12 protein-coding genes are annotated in these 16569 nt (G+C 74.2%); 10 read left to right on the top strand and 2 right to left on the bottom strand.

What is annotated here, in order from left to right:
• Window positions 1-10 precede the first annotated feature (10 nt).
• Window positions 11-931, bottom strand: a complete 921-nt coding sequence (locus IH61_RS0121330; RefSeq protein WP_031072160.1) for a hypothetical protein — start codon at window positions 929-931, stop codon at window positions 11-13.
• Between the two features lie 304 nt (window positions 932-1235).
• On the opposite strand from IH61_RS0121330, the gene IH61_RS0121325 reads away from it, so the two are divergent.
• From IH61_RS0121325 to ftsY, 6 genes are all read left to right on the top strand, one after another.
• Entirely contained in the window at window positions 1236-2591 is a 1356-nt protein-coding gene (locus IH61_RS0121325) for a hypothetical protein (RefSeq protein ID WP_031072158.1), read from the top strand.
• 112 nt (window positions 2592-2703) lie between these two features.
• On the top strand, window positions 2704-3201 hold the full coding sequence (locus tag IH61_RS0121320; protein WP_031072156.1) for a winged helix-turn-helix transcriptional regulator: 498 nt from the start codon (window positions 2704-2706) through the stop codon (window positions 3199-3201).
• Window positions 3202-3219: 18 nt separating this feature from the next.
• Window positions 3220-3519 carry an acylphosphatase gene (locus tag IH61_RS0121315; RefSeq protein WP_031072154.1) on the top strand — a complete coding sequence of 100 codons (300 nt, stop codon included), beginning with the start codon at window positions 3220-3222 and terminating at the stop codon, window positions 3517-3519.
• A gap of 417 nt (window positions 3520-3936) precedes the next feature.
• Window positions 3937-4140, top strand: a complete 204-nt coding sequence (locus tag IH61_RS0121310) for a hypothetical protein (protein WP_031072152.1) — start codon at window positions 3937-3939, stop codon at window positions 4138-4140.
• Window positions 4141-4322: 182 nt separating this feature from the next.
• The gene (smc, locus tag IH61_RS0121305; protein ID WP_031072150.1) at window positions 4323-7892 is read left to right on the top strand and encodes a chromosome segregation protein SMC; all 3570 of its coding nucleotides are present in this window, start codon (window positions 4323-4325) and stop codon (window positions 7890-7892) included.
• 66 nt (window positions 7893-7958) lie between these two features.
• On the top strand, window positions 7959-9182 hold the full coding sequence (ftsY, locus tag IH61_RS0121300) for a signal recognition particle-docking protein FtsY (protein ID WP_031072148.1): 1224 nt from the start codon (window positions 7959-7961) through the stop codon (window positions 9180-9182).
• Window positions 9183-9285: 103 nt separating this feature from the next.
• Here the strand turns inward: ftsY and IH61_RS0121295 are convergent, their stop codons facing one another.
• Entirely contained in the window at window positions 9286-9957 is a 672-nt protein-coding gene (locus IH61_RS0121295; protein WP_031072147.1) for a bifunctional DNA primase/polymerase, read from the bottom strand.
• A gap of 641 nt (window positions 9958-10598) precedes the next feature.
• Between IH61_RS0121295 and IH61_RS0121290 the strand changes: the two genes are divergently transcribed.
• The 4 genes from IH61_RS0121290 to IH61_RS0121275 all read left to right on the top strand — a co-directional run bounded on the left by IH61_RS0121290 (window position 10599) and on the right by IH61_RS0121275 (window position 16496).
• Window positions 10599-12053 carry a hypothetical protein gene (locus IH61_RS0121290; RefSeq protein WP_031072145.1) on the top strand — a complete coding sequence of 485 codons (1455 nt, stop codon included), beginning with the start codon at window positions 10599-10601 and terminating at the stop codon, window positions 12051-12053.
• Between the two features lie 240 nt (window positions 12054-12293).
• On the top strand, window positions 12294-13658 hold the full coding sequence (locus IH61_RS0121285) for an ammonium transporter (RefSeq protein WP_031072142.1): 1365 nt from the start codon (window positions 12294-12296) through the stop codon (window positions 13656-13658).
• Window positions 13658-13996: a P-II family nitrogen regulator gene (locus tag IH61_RS0121280; protein WP_031072140.1), complete on the top strand. Its 339-nt coding sequence runs from the start codon at window positions 13658-13660 to the stop codon at window positions 13994-13996. The genes IH61_RS0121285 and IH61_RS0121280 overlap by 1 nt, the downstream gene beginning before the upstream one ends.
• A gap of 82 nt (window positions 13997-14078) precedes the next feature.
• Window positions 14079-16496: a [protein-PII] uridylyltransferase gene (locus tag IH61_RS0121275; RefSeq protein ID WP_031072138.1), complete on the top strand. Its 2418-nt coding sequence runs from the start codon at window positions 14079-14081 to the stop codon at window positions 16494-16496.
• Window positions 16497-16569 lie beyond the last annotated feature (73 nt).

Below are 16569 nucleotides of genomic sequence, written 5' to 3'. Positions count from 1 at the left end.
AGTGCTTGGCCTAGTGCTTGGCGAGTTCGGGCTGTTCGGCGGAGGTGTCGCCGGGGGTGCCGTGGGTGTCCTGGCCGAAGTAGGCGACGCCGACCGCGGAGACCACCGCGAGCAGGAAGCCGGCCACGCCGAGCCAGCCGAGGCCCGCCTTGGAGGAGTCCCCGAGCCAGAGCACGCCGACGGCGCCGGGCAGCACCGTCTCGCCGACGACCAGCGCGGCCGTCGCGCCGTTGACCGAGCCGATCTGCAGCGCCACGGTGTGGACGTACATGCCGCCGAGGCCGCCGACCAGGACGGCGTACAGCGCCGGGTCGGAGAGCAGCGGGCCGAGCTCGAAGGGCTCGACGCCGTTGAGGATGCGCACGCCGACGCCCAGCGCGCCGAAGCCGAGGCCGGAGAGCAGACCGGCGACGATCGCGCCCTTGGAGCCCATCCGCCGCACCAGCACGCCGCCGCCGGCCAGCAGCACGGTGGTGACGATCAGCAGCCACCAGTGGAAGGACATCTCCGCGTGGTGGCCGCCCTCGGGGCCGGCGGAGACGGCCAGCAGCACCAGCGCCGAGCAGAGCACGCCGATCGAGGCCCACTCGAGCTGCTTGAGGCGGATGCCCAGCAGCTTGATGCTCAGCACCGCCGTGATCACCAGGTTGGCGCTGATGATGGTCTGCGACAGGAACAGCGGCAGCATGCGGGCGGCCATCGCGCCGAGCCCGAAGCCGATCAGGTCGAGCACCGTGCCGACGATGAACTCCCAGGTCACCGCGGCCTTGGCGGTGGAGGAGAGGCTGGGCCCGCCGTGCTCGGTCGTCGAGGCGGTAGCGCCCTTGGCGGCCTCCTCCCGCGCGGAACGGCGGGAACCGACGGCCTGGAGGACCGAGCCGGTGCCGTAGCAGGCGGATGCCGCCACGGCGGTGACGAGGCCGATGATCACCGGGTGCTCCGATCGGAAGAAGAGTCAAGAACAGGTAATGGGACGAGATGTCCGGAACCACTATGCCCGCTCGCGCGGTACGGTCGGGACGCTCCCCGAACCACCCCCGGATCTCGCCGGGCCCGCCCGGACGTACGTCCGGCCGCCTCCCGTGGTTCCTGCGCCCCACCCGTCTCAGGGGCGACCGGGGGAGATCTCATCCTCGGGAAGGGGAGCCGACCCGGCGAACGGCGGGGAATCCTGCTATCACCAGTATGCGAAGGGTATGGCGTGCTTTTCCGCCGGTCACGGTAGCGTCGGGGACATGAGAACCCTTGCACGACGTTCCCGGGGCGCCGGGCCACTTGCCCTGGTGGCGGCGCTGCTCGGGCTGCTGCTGCTCGCCCTGGCGCCCGCGGCCTCCGCCGCGGGCGGGCTGAGCGACGCCGCGGCCACTCTGAAGAAGGGGCAGGTCTACGTCGCCCCGACGATGCAGGACCGCTTCAGCCAGGCTCAGGCCGACGCCCTGACCAAGAAGATCGAGAAGGCCGACAAGCCGATCTTCATCGCGGTCGTCCCCGACTCCGCCAACAAGGCCACCATCCTCACGGACCTGCGCACCCTGGTGGGCATCGACGGCGTCTACGGCGTCTGGCGCGGTACCGACGGCTTCCTGGCCAAGGCCGACAAGGGCGCGATGAGCGCCGGCTCCGCGGAGCGGCTCGCCGGGGCCGTCTCCCGCGCCGACAAGGGCGACATCAACGCCACCCTGAACGACTTCGTCGACCAGGCCGTCCCGCAGACCAAGGGCCACGGGGTCGGCGACAGCGGCTCCTCCTCCATCGCCTGGGTGATCATCCCGGTCGTGCTGGTCGCCCTGGCCGGGGCCGGTGTCTTCTTCCTCTTCCGCCGCGCCAAGAAGCGCAAGGAGGAGCAGGCCCGCGCCGAGCTGGAGCAGCTGCGCCGCGTCGTGGACGAGGACATCACCGCCTTCGGCACCGAGCTGGAGCGGCTCGACTTCAACCCGCGGGCGAGCGACGCCGACGACGCCCAGCGCGCCGACTACAGCAGCGCCCTGGACTCGTACGAGAAGTCCAAGCGGCTGATGGACGAGGCCAAGAAGCCCGAGGACGTCAAGCAGGTCACCGAGACGATCGAGGACGGCCGGTTCCAGCTGGCCACCCTGGCGGCCCGGCGCGACAAGCGCCCGCTGCCCGAGCGGCGCCCCCCGTGCTTCATGGACCCGCGCCACGGCCCGTCCGTCAAGGACGTCGACTGGGCCCCGGCCGGCGGCTCCCCCCGCCCCGTCCCGGTCTGCCAGGCCGACGCGGACCGCGTGGCGGCGGGCCTCGACCCGGCGGTGCGCACCGTCGACACCGAGCACGGCCCGCAGCCGTACTGGAACGCCGGCCCGGCCTATGCGCCGTACGCGGGCGGGTACTACAGCGGCTTCGGCGGCGGCGGTCTGCTGCCCGGCCTCCTGGTCGGCACCATGCTCGGCTCGATGATGAGCAGCCCGGCCTACGCGGCGCCGATGTACGAGGGCGGCGGCCACGGCGGCTACCAGGACCAGCACGAGGGCGGCGACTACACCGGTGCCGACTTCAACGCCTCGGACTTCAGCGGTGGCGACTTCACCGGCGGCAGCGACGACTTCGGCGGCGGTGGCGGGGACTGGTGACCCGCTGATCCGTCCGTGATCCCGACGGCCCCGCCGGTTCTCCGGCGGGGTCGTCCCGCGTCCGCGGCGCACGAGGGTTTGAGAAGGCAACCCGGTGTGGGAGCCTGGGCGTGTGACCCCCGACACCCCCCTCGCCGCCGTCGACGTCCCCGGCCGGCCCTGCTCGATGGCCGCCACCCTCCAGGTGGTCGGCGAGAAGTGGGCGCTGCTGGCCGTGCGCGAGCTGCTGTACGGCAACCACCGCTTCGACCGGATCGCCCGCAACACCGGCGCCCCCCGCGACCGGCTCACCGCGCGGCTGCGGGCGCTGGAGGAGGCGGGCGTGGTGGAGCGCCGCCCCTACAGCGAGCGGCCGCCGCGCTACGAGTACCACCTCACCGAGGCCGGCCGGGACCTCGTGCCGCTGGCGCACGCGCTGCGCGCCTGGGGCGACCGCTGGCTGGTGCCCGAGCCGCCGGTGACCTTCACGCACGCACCGCAGGGGCACGAGGAGCACCCCTTCGACCCCGCCTTCGTCTGCCGCACCTGCGGGCAGGAGGCGCGGCGGGGCGAGCTGCACGCCGAGGTGCACGCCCGGGGCTGGTCCGTCGAGGGGCCCGTCGACCTGTGACCCGTTAGGGTCGGGGCCATGCACGGTCGCGACGCCCATGACGACGAACCGGTCCGGGTGACCGCCTGGGTCCGGGGGAAGGTCCAGCAGGTCGGCTTCCGCTGGTGGACCAGGGCGCGGGCGCTGGAGATCGGCCTGACCGGCTACGCGAGCAACCTCGGCGACGGCCGGGTGCAGGTGGTCGCCGAGGGCCTGGCCGCCGACTGCGAACTACTGCTCGCCCTGCTCCGCGGCCCCGGAACCCCCGGGAACGTCATCGGGGTGACGGAGATCTGGATGGCCGTCGGCCCCGGCTACCCGGGCTTCGAGATCCGCTGATCCGACGTGCCCCGAAAGGCGCGCCCTCGAGCCCCGCTGGATCGGATGGCAACCGGCGGTGTCATACGGTTGCCATCCGGGCAGACTCGTGGTTGACTCCGCATCGACGATGATCCACGAGCACGAGGTGGACCGGACCGGCCCGAGACCCCCAGGCGTGACGACACCGCCAGGCAGGTGACAGGGGCGCGGTAGCGTGCGGTGATCGTGTTGACCCGTTCCGTCTTTGGTGAGACGCTGGAAGCCCGCGCACACGACCGCGTCATCCCGGCCGGTGCATGCCCTCGTGGGCCCAGCTCACGGTGGTTGTGCCGGAGTGCCCAGTCGGCACTGCCGATGTCGCCGGCGCGTGCGTCCCCCTTCCCCCTAGACCTGTACCGTTCCGGTTCGGTCACTCAGCGTGGAGGACCATTCATCATGGCAAAGGCGCTTCTCGGGTACGTCGGCGGCCCCGACCCGCGAATGCTCTCCGAGATGCGACGGCTTCAGCAGCGCGTCCTGGACCTGGAGGCGGAACTCCTCCGGATGCAGACTGAGAACGACGCGCTGACCGCTGTCGCTGCGGAGCACTCGCTGCTCAACGGCATCGAACTGGACCAGCGGGAGCCGGCTCTGACCTGAGCCGTCCCACCCGGTCCACCGATCGACGCCGCTGTGCACCGAGCCGCCCCGCAAGGGACGCAGCTTCTTGCAAGGGACGCCTCGTGGCGTCCCTTCGTCGTGTCCGGGCCCGCGCGCACGGCCGTGGACCTGCGGCGGGGTTAGGGTCGTGGCCTGTCTGGAGCGATGAGGAGACCGGCCGCGTGCACCTGAAGAGCCTCACCCTGCGCGGTTTCAAGTCCTTCGCCTCCGCCACCACCCTGCGCTTCGAGCCCGGCATCACCTGCGTGGTCGGCCCCAACGGCTCCGGCAAGTCGAACGTGGTGGACGCCCTGTCCTGGGTGATGGGCGAGCAGGGGGCCAAGTCGCTGCGCGGCGGCAAGATGGAGGACGTCATCTTCGCCGGGACGAGCGGGCGCGCCCCGCTCGGCCGCGCCGAGGTCAGCCTCACCATCGACAACACCGACGGCGCCCTGCCGATCGACTACGCCGAGGTGACCATCACCCGGACGATGTTCCGCAACGGCGGCAGCGAGTACGCGCTCAACGGCGAGACCTGCCGCCTGCTGGACATCCAGGAGCTGCTCTCCGACTCCGGCATCGGCCGCGAGATGCACGTCATCGTCGGCCAGGGGCAGCTGGACTCCGTCCTGCACGCCGACCCGATGGGCCGGCGCGCCTTCATCGAGGAGGCGGCCGGCGTCCTCAAGCACCGCAAGCGCAAGGAGAAGGCGCTGCGGAAGATGGACGCGATGCAGGTCAACCTCAACCGCGTCCAGGACCTGGTGGCCGAACTGCGCCGCCAGCTCGGCCCGCTCGGCCGGCAGGCCAGGATCGCCCGCCGGGCCGCCGGCATCCAGGCCGACCTGCGCGACGCCAGGCTCCGGCTGCTCGCCGACGACCTGCTCACCCTGCGCCGGGCCGTCGAGGCCGAGGTCGCCGACGAGCTGGCGCTGCGGCTGCGGCGCACCACCGTCGAGCAGGAGCTGGCCCGGGCGGTGCAGCGCGAATCGGTGCTGGAGGCGCAGGTCCAGCGGCTCGGGCCGAGCCTGGAGAGCGCCCGTCAGACCTGGTACCGGCTCTCCGCGCTCGCCGAACGCACCCGCGGCACCGTCGGCCTGGCCGAGGCCCGGGCCCGGCACGCCGCCGCGGGGGAGCAGACCGAGGAGCGCCGCGGGCGGGACCCGGAGGAGCTGGAGCGCGAGGCCGAGCACGTCCGTGAGGAGGAGGCCGCGCTCGCCGAGGCGCTGGAGGAGGCGCAGTACGCGCTGGCCGAGGCCGTCGAGCGCAAGAGCGAGCTGGAGCGCGAACTGGCCGTCGAGGAGCGCCGGATGCGGGACGCCGCCCGGGCCATCGCCGACCGCCGGGAGGGGCTGGCGCGCCTCCAGGGGCAGGCGTCGGCCGCCCGTTCCAAGGCGGCCGCCGCCGAGGCCGAGATCGGCCGGCTCACCGAGGCCAGGGACGAGGCGCTGCTGCGCGCCGAGGCCGCCCGGGCCGAGTACGAGGAACTGCGCGAGCAGGTCGACGGCCCGGATGGGGACGAGGAGCGGGCGGAGGCCGAGCACCAGGAGGCCCGCGAGCGCCTCGCCGCCCTGGAACGGGAGCTGACGGCCGCCCGGGAGGCGGCCGGCGCCGCCGAGCGCGAGCGGGCCGCCCTGACCGCGCGGCACGAGGCGCTCTCGCTCGGGCTGCGCCGCAAGGACGGCACCGGCGCGCTGCTGGAGGCGGGGGAGAGGCTGACCGGGCTGCTCGGGCCCGCCGCCGCGCTGCTGCGGATCGAGCCCGGGTACGAGGTGCCGCTCGCGGCGGCGCTCGGCGCTGCGGCGGACGCGGTGGCCGTCGCCTCTCCGGCCCGGGCCGCCGAGGCGCTGCGGCTGCTCCGCGCCGAGGACGCCGGGCGGGCCGCGCTGCTGATCGCGGGCGCCGCCGAGGTGCCGTACGCCACCGGGGAACTGCCTGACGGGGTGCGGTGGGCGGCCGAACTGGTGGACGGCCCGGCCGAGTTGATCCCCGCCGTACGGGCGCTGCTGGCCGGGGTGGCCGTGGTCGGCACCCTGGACGAGGCCCTGGCGCTGGCCGCCGATCACCCCGCCCTGGCCGCCGTCACCGCGGAAGGGGACCGCCTCGGCGCCGGCTTCGCCCACGGCGGCTCCGGTGGTGCACCCAGCCTGCTGGAGACCCAGGCGGCGGTGGACGAGGCCGCCCGGGCGATCGAGGAACTCACCGCCCGCTGCGCCGAGGCGGCCGAGCGACTGGCCGAACTCACCGGGCTCAGGCGGGAGTCGGCCGCCGAACTGGACGCTCTCACCGAGCGGCGGCGGCAGGTGGAGAAGGAGCGGGCCGCCGTCGCCGGAGCCCTCGGGCGGCTCGGCGGGCAGGCCCGCGCGGCCGGGGGTGAGGCCGAGCGGCTGACCGCCTCCGCCGCCCGGGCCGAGGGCGGACTGGCCGAACTGCTGCTCGCAGCCGAGGAGTTGGCCGAGCGGCTCGCCGCCGCCGAGGAGAGCGCCGAGGAGGGCGAGGACGAGCCGGACGGCGCCGAACAGCAGCGCCTCGCGGAGGCGGCGAGCGCCGCCCGGCAGGCCGAGCTGGAGGCCAGGCTCACCGTCCGCACCCACGAGGAGCGGGTGCGGGCCCTGGCCGGCCGGGCCGACCAGCTGGACCGCGCCGCCCGCACCGAGCGCGAGGCGCGCGCCCGGGCCGCCGAGCGCCGGCGCCGCGCCCGGCACGACGCCGCGGTGGCGAACGCCGTCGCGGCGGGCGCCCGGCAGCTGCTGGCCTGCCTGGAGGTCTCGCTCGCCCGTGCGGACGCCGGGCGCGCGGCCGTCGAACAGGCGCGCGCCGAGCGCGAGCGCGAACTGCGGGAGCACCGCGAGCGCGGGCGGGGCCTCAAGGAGGAGCTGGACAAGCTGGTCGACGCCGGGCACCGGGACGAGGTGCTGCGGGCCGAGAAGCGGATGCGGATCGAGCAGCTGGAGGCCCGGGCCCTGGAGGAGTTCGGCATCGACGGCGGCGAGCTGCTGGCCTCGTACGGGCCGGACCAGCTCGTGCCGCCCTCGACCGCGGCCGAGGGGGAGGAGGCAGGGGAGCCGTACCCGTACGTCCGGGCCGAGCAGGAGAAGCGGCTCAGGGCCGCCGAGAAGGCGTACCAGCAGCTCGGCAAGGTCAACCCGCTGGCGCTGGAGGAGTTCGCCGCCCTGGAGGAGCGCCACCAGTTCCTCGGCGAGCAGCTGGACGACCTCAAGCGCGGCCGGCGGGACCTGATGGAGATCGTCCGGGACGTGGACCAGCGGGTCGAGGAGCTGTTCACCTCGGCGTACCACGACACCGCCGCCCAGTTCGAGGGCGTCTTCTCCCGGCTCTTCCCCGGCGGGGAGGGGCGGCTGGTGCTCACGGACCCGGAGAACATGCTCACCACCGGCGTCGAGGTGGAGGCCCGCCCGCCGGGCAAGAAGGTCAAGCGGCTGTCGCTGCTCTCCGGCGGCGAGCGCTCGCTGACGGCCGTGGCCATGCTGGTGGCGATCTTCAAGGCCCGGCCCAGCCCGTTCTACGTGATGGACGAGGTGGAGGCGGCGCTGGACGAGACCAACCTGCGGCGGCTGATCGGGATCATGGAGGAGCTGCGGGAGAGCTCCCAGCTGATCGTGATCACGCACCAGAAGCTGACGATGGAGTCCGCCGACGCGCTGTACGGCGTGACGATGAAGGGCGACGGGATCTCGCAGGTGATCAGCCAGCGACTGCGGGAGCACGAGCGCCCGAAGGCGTCCGTCTGAGCCGAAAGACACGGCCTCGAGCGGCGGCGGTTCATCCCGGCGTTCGTCGCGGATACTGGACGGGTTATGGAATACGTGATTCTTGCCGTAGTCATCGCCGTGATCGCCGTCGGTGCGGTCGCGGGCCTCGTCGTTTCCGGCAGACGACGCCAGCAACTGCCCCCGAAGTCGCAGGCGCCGGTCATCACGGCGCCCAAGCCCACTCCGCAGGAGCCGCAGGTCGGCGAGGAGGCCGCGCCTCCCCGCGAGGAGCCGCGCCGCACCGTCGAGGAGGTCCAGCTCCCGGCCGAGACCGTCGAGGCCGCCGAGCCTGTCGAGGTCGAGGAGGCCGCCGAGGCCGGGACCGCCCCGGCGATCGAGGTCCCCGAGCCCACCGCGGGCCGGCTCGTCCGGCTGCGCTCCCGGCTCTCCCGGTCGCAGAACTCGATCGGCAAGGGCCTGCTCTCGCTGCTCTCCCGCGAGCACCTCGACGAGGACACCTGGGAGGAGATCGAGGAGACCCTGCTCACCGCCGACGTCGGCGTGGCTCCCACCCAGGAGCTGGTCGAGCGGCTGCGCACCCGGGTGAAGGTGCTCGGCACCCGCACGCCGGACGAGCTGCGCGGCCTGCTGCGCGAGGAGCTGCTCCAGCTGATCGGCACCGAGGCCGACCGCACCGTCCACTCCACCAAGCACGCCGAGGGCCCGGCCGTGGTGCTGGTCGTCGGCGTCAACGGCGTCGGCAAGACCACCACCACCGGCAAGCTGGCCCGCGTCCTGGTCGCCGACGGCCGCACGGTGGTGCTCGGCGCGGCCGACACCTTCCGTGCCGCCGCCGCCGACCAGCTGCAGACCTGGGGCGAGCGGGTCGGCGCCCGTACCGTCCGGGGCCCGGAGGGCGGGGACCCGGCGTCGATCGCCTTCGACGCGGTCAAGGAGGGCATCGCCGAGGGCGCGGACACCGTGCTCGTCGACACCGCCGGCCGGCTGCACACCAAGACCGGCCTGATGGACGAGCTGGGCAAGGTCAAGCGGGTCGTGGAGAAGCACGGCCCGGTGGACGAGGTGCTGCTGGTGCTGGACGCCACCACCGGTCAGAACGGGCTGATCCAGGCCCGGGTGTTCGCCGAGGTGGTCGACATCACCGGCATCGTGCTGACCAAGCTGGACGGCACCGCCAAGGGCGGCATCGTGGTGGCCGTCCAGCGCGAGCTCGGCGTCCCGGTCAAGCTGATCGGCCTGGGCGAGGGCGCCGACGACCTGGCGCCGTTCGACCCGGCCGCGTTCGTGGACGCGCTGATCGGGGACTGATCCCCGGTCCGCGCCGGAACAGAGAGGGTCCGCTCCCATCGGGGGCGGACCCTCTGGCGTCGGTCGCCGCCGGGTCAGAGCGCCCCGGAGGCGAGCGGGCGAATCACGAGGCGATCCAGACGGCTTCGGTGGAGCGCTCGCGGCGGCGGTGGCAGGCGTAGGCGAGGGTGCCGAGCAGGAGGCGGGCCTCGGGCGGGCAGCCGGCGTTGTCGCGGGTGGGGCGGCGCAGCCAGCGGACGGGGCCGAGGTCGCCGAGGACGGTGGGCGGGGCGGCGACGTAGCCGCCCTCGCCGTGGCAGGTCAGGTCGAGCGCGGCGTCGTCCCAGCCCATCCGGTACAGCAGGTCGGGCAGGCGGCGAGCGGTACCGGCGGCGACCAGGAACTGGAGGCGGCCGGTGGGGGAGGCCAGCACCGGGCCGACCTGGGTGCCCATCCGCTCCAGCCGCACCAGCGCCTGGAGACCGGCCTGCTCGGGGACGTCCAGGACGTCGAAGGCGCGGCCGGTGGGGAAGAGGACCGATCCCTCGCCGCCGTCGGCGGAGCTCTCGCGGCCCGGGACGGGGTGCAGCCCCGGCGCGCCGCAGCGGGCGGAGCCGCAGGGGCAGGCGGTCGGGGCGGTGGCGGCCGAGGGCTGGTCGCCGGCGGCGACCGTCCAGCCCCAGCGGCCGGTGTACTCCGCGGCGGCCCGGGACGCGGTGACCTTGGTGCGGCGGCGTACGCCCAGCGGTGCCAGCCGCAGGTGCCCCAGCCGAAGTTCGCCGAACAGGTTGTCCATGCCTCCCCCAACAGGTTCTCGTTGCCGATGGTTACGGGACGGTGACTTTGTGTTGCAGCTCTGGTGCGTTGCGCGTGGTGCACCGGCGGCGCGCGGCGCGTGGCGTGCGCCTGTTGCTCCGGTGTGCCTCGGGCGCCGCCTTGTGGGGGTGGCGGCGATGCCGGATCGTCGGGTGAGTTCGGGTGCGCGGGGCGGTCGCCGACCCGGGTGGGCGGTGAACTCGCCTGCGGCTGAGCGGGATTGCCGGTCCTGCGGGGTCCTCCGGGGTGGGGCGGTGGAGGACTTGGCGGCCCGCATATGCCGGACCGACAGACCTCCTCAGTGAAGCGTGTGCCCCCTGGCTTCGGTTCACTCCTGGGGGTGGCGAAAGGTGGCGTTTCGCCAGGGCCGCTCCCGCGGGCACCTCGCGGGGCGTTACGTTCAGCGTGCGGACGATGCCTCAGCGTCCACTCCGGGCCTTCCGGGCACGGGAGTTGGGCACCTGACGGACCGTCCGCGAGGATGGCACACCAGTACGACGGGGCGGTGCCCGGGCGCCGCCGAGCAGCACCGCAGGCACGGCACGTCTGGCAAGAGCCCGCAACCGTCGGGCGGTCACGATCGGGGCCCCGCGCAGGGGCCGGGCGGGATGGGACGGACCCATGGCAGAGAAGCAACCCAACGAGAAGCTGACCACCTGGTTCGCCCGCAGCGGCTGGTCCAAGGGCGAGCTGGCCCGTCAGGTCAACCGCCGGGCCCGCCAGATCGGCGCCCACCACGTCTCCACCGACACCTCCCGGGTGCGCCGCTGGCTCGACGGCGAGCAGCCTCGGGAGCCGATCCCCAAGATCATGTCGGAGCTGTTCTCGGAGCGCTTCGGTTCCGTCGTCTCGATCGAGGACCTCGGCCTGCGCGCCGCGATCCCCGTCTCCACCGTGGGCGGCGGCGTGGACCTGCCCTGGAGCGCCCCGCAGACCGTCCAGCTGATCAGTGAGTACTCCCGCAGCGACCTGATGCTCAACCGCCGGGGCTTCCTCGGCACCTCGCTCGCCCTGACCGCGGGCGCCGCCCTGATCGAGCCCATGCAGCGCTGGCTCGCCCCCGGCCCCTCCGGCGCCGCCACCCCGATCCTGGCCGCGGCCAACGGCGGCGAGCCGTTCACCGGCCGGATCTCCGAGCCCGAGCTGGAACTGCTGGAGCAGACCACGGTCATGTTCCGGCAGTGGGATGCGCAGAACGGCGGCGGGCTGCGCCGCAAGGCCGTCGTCGGCCAGCTCCACGAGGTCACCGACCTGCTCCAGGAGACGTACCCGGAGGCCACCACCAAGCGGCTGTTCCGGCTCACCGCCCAACTCGCCCACCTGGCCGGGTTCATGTCCTACGACGTCGGCATGCACCCGAGCGCGCAGAAGTCCTACGTGCTCGCGCTGCACGCGGCCAAGGAGGCCGGCGACCGCCCGTTCGGCGCGCTGATCCTCACCGACATGAGCCGCCAGATGATCCACCTCAACCGCGGCGAGGACGCGCTGGAGCTGATCCACCTCGCCCAGTACGGCAGCCGGGACACCGCCACCGCCCGCCAGCAGTCCCTGCTGTACGCGATGGAGGCGCGCGCCTACGCCACCATCGGCGAGGTGAACCGCTGCGCCCGGGCGATCCGCCTCGCCGAGGACACCTTCACCGACATCCGGGACGGCGACCAGGACCCGAACTGGCTGAAGTTCTTCTCGCCGGCCGAGCTCAACGCGGAGAACGCGCACTCCTACCGCGACCTGGCCTACCACTCGGACAACGCGGAGCTGTACGCCTCGATGTCCGCGCCGGTGATGGAGCGCGCCGTCGACCTGTTCCGCCAGGACGACGACCACGTGCGCAGCTACGCCTTCAACCTGATCGGGATGGCCAGCGTGCACATCCTGCAGAAGGAGGCCGAGCAGGCGGTGGTCATGGCCGAGAAGGCGGTGGACATCGCGACCAAGGTGCGCTCGGAGCGGCTGAACTCCCGGGTGCGCAAGACCACCGAGGCGGCGGCCGCCCGCTACAAGGGCGTGGACGCCGTCACCCGGCTCAAGGAGCGGGTCGTCCAGGACATCCCCGAGTACGTCTCGGTGGTCTGACCGGCCGGTCCGCCACTCCGTCGACCGCGTCGGCCGCCGCCGGCGCGGTCGGTGTTTCTTCACCCGTACGGGGGTACGGTTCACGCAGCCGTAACCCGGGCGTCGCACGCGTCACGGCCGCGAAACAACCGGCCGCACCAGCCGAAACCAGCCTTCGGCACTCTCCTCCTCATCGCCGACGCCCCGGAGCCAAGGGACAGCTCCGGGTGCGGATCGGCGTCGAAAGCAGAGGAGACGCCGATGCCGGACGGCTTCAGCGCGGGCGACACCGCCTTCGTGCTCATCAGTGCGGCCCTGGTCATGGTGATGACCCCGGGCCTGGCCTTCTTCTACGGGGGCATGGTCCGGGCCAAGAGCACCCTGAACATGCTGGCGATGAGCTTCCTCTCGCTCGGCATCGTCAGTGTGCTGTGGGTCCTGTACGGCTACTCCCTCAGCTTCGGCCCCGACGCCTTCGGCGGGCTGATCGGCAACCTGGACTTCCTCGGGATGCGCGGCATCGGGCTCAACGAGCTCACCGGCACCATCCCGATCACCGCCTTCGCGCTCTTCCAGCTGATGTTCGCGATCATCACCCCGGCGCTGATCAGCGGCGCCATCGCGGACAGAGCCAAGTTCGCCGCCTGGGGCCTGTTCATCGCTCTCTGGGTGAGCGTCGTCTACTTCCCGGTCGCGCACTGGGTGTTCTTCGTCGACGGCGGCAACGGCGGCTGGCTGGGCGACCGCAACGGCGTCATCGACTTCGCCGGCGGCACGGCCGTGCACATCAACGCCGGTGTCGCGGGCCTGGCGCTGTGCCTGGTGCTGGGCAAGCGGGTCGGCTTCAAGAAGGACCCGATGCGCCCGCACAGCCTGCCGCTGGTGATGCTCGGCTCCGGGCTGCTCTGGTTCGGCTGGTTCGGCTTCAACGCGGGCTCGGCGCTGGCCGCCAACGGCGTGGCCGCGATGGCCGCGGTCAACACCCAGGTCGCCACCGGCGCGGCCCTGGTGGGCTGGCTGGTCTACGAGAAGCTCAAGCACGGCGCCTTCACCACCCTCGGCGCCGCCTCCGGCGCGGTGGCCGGACTGGTCGCGATCACCCCGGCCTGCGGCTCGGTCAGCCCGCTCGGCGCGGTGGCCATCGGCCTGGTCGCGGGCGCGGCCTGCGCCGCCGCCGTCTCGCTCAAGTACCGCTGGGGCTTCGACGACTCCCTCGACGTGGTCGGTGTGCACGCGGTCGGCGGTGCGATCGGCTCGCTGCTGATCGGCCTCTTCGCCACCGGCGGGGTCGGCCAGACCGCCAAGGGCCTGTTCTACGGCGGGGGCTGGGACCAGCTCGGCAAGCAGGCGCTGGGCGTGGCCGCGGTCGGTGCGTACTCCTTCGTCATGTCCTGGCTGCTGGCCAAGGCCGTGGACATCACGGTCGGCTTCCGGGTCTCCGAGGAGGTCGAGGTCGCCGGCATCGACCAGGCCGAACACGCCGAGTCCGCCTACGATTTCAGCGCCGTGGGGGCCGGCCTCGCCCGGGCCCTGCCCGGCCTGGCGGCGGCCACCCCCAAGCCCACCGAGAAGCCCACCGAGACGACCCCTGAGAAGGCCGCTCAGAAGACCGAGGTCGACGCCTGATGAAGCTCATCACCGCCGTGATCAAGCCGTACCGCCTGGACGAGGTGAAGGCCGCCCTACAAGCCTTCGGGGTCCACGGCCTGACCGTCACCGAGGCCAGCGGCTACGGCCGGCAAAGAGGCCACACCGAGGTCTACCGGGGAGCCGAGTACACCGTCGACCTGGTCCCGAAGGTCCGCATCGAGGTCCTCGTCGAGGACGAGGACGCCGACGAGCTGATCGAGGTCCTGGTCAAGGCCGCCCGGACCGGGAAGATCGGGGACGGCAAGGTCTGGAGCATCCCCGTCGACACCGCGGTCCGCGTCCGCACCGGCGAACGCGGCCCCGACGCCCTGTAAGCCCGAGGGCCCGCACCCCCCGAAAGGAGGAGGCGGGCCCGTCGGCGTTCCCCACCCCGCAGCACGGACGGGACCCACGCGCATGACCAGCTCCGCTCCCCTGGACCACGCCGCCCACGCCGCCGCCCGGGCCGCCCTGCTCGACGGCCCCGGCCCGCTCGGCCGCCCCCGTCGCCGGGCGCTCGCCCGGCTCACCGACGACTGGCTGGCCGCCCTGCTCGCCGGCTCCGGGGCCCCCGCGGCCGGCGTCGCGCTGGTCGCCGTCGGCGGCTACGGGCGCGGTGAGCTCTCCCCGCGCAGCGACCTGGACGTCCTGCTGCTGCACGACGGCCCGATCGCCCCCGACCTGCCCGAGCGGATCTGGTACCCCGTCTGGGACGCGGGCGCCCGGCTCGACCACGCCGTACGCACCCCCGCCGAGGCCAGGGCCGTCGCCGCCGCCGACCTCAAGGCCCAGCTCGGCCTCCTGGACGCCCGCCACCTCGCCGGCGACCCGGCGCTCACCGCCGCCCTGCGCTCCGCCGTGCTCACCGACTGGCGCGCGAGCGCCCCCGCCCGGCTGCCCGAACTGCACGAGCTGAGCCGGGAGCGGGCCGAACGGCACGGGGAGCTCTCCTTCCTCCTGGAGCCCGACCTCAAGGAGGCCCGCGGGGGCCTGCGCGACCTGGTCGTCCTCGACGCGATCGCCGCCAGCTGGCTCGCCGACGCCCCCCGCGACGGACTGGACGCCGCCGCGCTGCGCCTGGCCGACGTCCGTGACGCCCTGCACCTGACCACCGGCCGGGCCACCGAGCGCCTCAGCCTCCAGGACCAGGACCAGGTCGCCGAGCGGCTCGGCGTGCTGGACGCCGACGCCCTGCTGCGCCAGGTCTACGAGGCCGCCCGCACGATCGCCTACGCGGGGGACGTCACCTGGCGGGCGGTGGAGCGGGTGCTCGCCGCCCGAACCCGCTCCACCGTCCGGCGCGGGTTCGCGTTCGCACGGCGCGGCGGGGGCGCGGCGACCCGGGGCGCGGTGGAGCGCCGCCCGCTCGCGGAGGGCGTGGTCGAGCAGGACGGCGAGGCGGTCCTCGCCCAGGGCGCCCGCCCGGCCGCCGACCCGGTGCTGCCGCTGCGCGCCGCGGCCGCCGCCGCCCAGAACGGCCTGACCGTCTCGTACGCGACGGTGCGCAGGCTCGCCGCCGAGTGCCGCCCGCTGCCGGTGCCCTGGCCGGACGAGGCGCGCGAGCAGCTCGTCACCCTGCTCGGCGCGGGGGAGGCGGCCGTGCCGGTGTGGGAGGCGCTGGAGGCGGAGGGGCTGGTCACCCGGCTGCTGCCGGACTGGGAGCGGGTGCGCTGCCGCCCGCAGCGCAACGCGGTGCACCGCTGGACGGTCGACCGGCACCTGGTGGAGACGGCCGTGCGGGCCGCCGCGATGACCCGCCGGGTGGCCCGGCCCGACCTGCTGCTGGTGGCCGCGCTGCTGCACGACCTCGGCAAGGGCTGGCCCGGCGACCACAGCGAGGCCGGCGAGGTGATCGTCCGCGACGTCGCCACCCGGATGGGCTTCCCGCCCGAGGACGTGGCGGTCCTGGCCGTCCTCGTGCGCCGGCACCTGACCCTGGTCGACACCGCGACCCGGCGCGACCCGGACGACCCGGCCACCGTGGAGGCCGTCACCAAGGTGATCGGCACCCTGCCCGAACTGGAACTGCTGCACGCGCTCACCGAGGCCGACGCCCTGGCCACCGGACCGGCCGCGTGGAGCGCCTGGCGGGCCTCCCTGGTGGACGGACTGGTCGCGAGGGTCGCCGCCCAGCTGGCCGGGGGAGCGGGGGAGACGGCCCAGGCCCCGCCGACCGCCGAGCAGGAGCGCCTGGCCGTCGAGGCGGCCCGCACCGGGGAGCCGGCGCTGTCGCTGCGCGCCCAGGCCGAGGGAACGCGGCCGGGCACCGAACCGATGGGCGTGGAGCTGAACCTGGCCGTCCCCGACCGCCCCGGGCTGCTCGGCACCGCCGCCGGGGTGCTGGCCCTGCACCGCCTGACCGTCCGGTCGGCGGGCCTGCGCGAGCTGGACCCGATCGGCGCCGGGCCGGTGCTGCTGCTCGCCTGGCGGGTGGCCGCCGAGTACGGGGAGCTGCCGGAGGCGTCCCGGCTGCGCGCCGACCTGCGCCGCGCCCTGGACGGCTCACTGGACGTCGCCCGCCGCCTGGCCGAGCGGGACGCCGCCGCCCCGCGCCGCAAGGGCATCCCGACCCCGCCGCCGCTGGTCGCGGTGGCCCCGGCGGTGGCCTCGGCCACGGCGACCGTCCTGGAGGTCCGCGCCCACGACGCCCCCGGGCTGCTGCACCGCATCGGCCGGGCGCTGGACGGCGCCGGGGTGCGGGTGCGCACCGCGCACGTCTCCACGCTCGGCGCGGAGGCCGTCGACTCCTTCTACCTGACCGACGAGAAGGGCCTGCCGCTCACCCCCCAGCGGGCCGGGGAGGTGGCGGCCGCCGTACGGGCGGCGCTCGGCTGAAAAGCCCGTCCGGGTAGGGGTGGAGACCGTACCCGGGGCGGCCGGATACCCTTGGGGGCGACGACCGTACCGA

Origin of the sequence: Streptomyces sp. NRRL WC-3742 (assembly GCF_000720635.1) — a bacterium.
Classification (GTDB): Bacteria; Actinomycetota; Actinomycetes; order Streptomycetales; family Streptomycetaceae; genus Kitasatospora.
Note: the sequence above shows the minus strand (reverse complement) of the source record. Positions and strands in the feature narration are given on the sequence as shown.